Raw genomic sequence first — 234 nt, forward strand, 5'->3', positions numbered from 1 at the left:
GCCTGGAACGCTCAGCCGCGCCGCAGCAGGCGCCCCTTCCAGAACAGCCCCTCGCGTACCGTCACGTCCCGCGCGTGCAGCGGCTCACCGCATTCGGAACAGACCAGCACGCCATGCATGTGCTGGCCGCAATGCTTGTGCACATGCTCGAGTGGCGGCCCCTCGACGCCGGCGAGGTGGCGGTCGCCCCAGTTCACCAGGGAAAGGATGGCCGGGTACAGTTCCATCCCTTTC

General features: G+C 67.9%; 1 pseudogene. It reads right to left on the reverse strand.

Features of this window, described 5'->3' with window-relative positions:
• Window positions 1–11: 11 nt before the first annotated feature.
• Window positions 12–234: pseudogene (locus ACLJNW_RS28680) on the reverse strand (hypothetical protein); the annotation flags it as partial.

The organism is Salmonella sp. SAL4457 (assembly GCF_046548235.1).
Lineage (GTDB): Bacteria > Pseudomonadota > Gammaproteobacteria > Enterobacterales > Enterobacteriaceae > Salmonella > Salmonella enterica.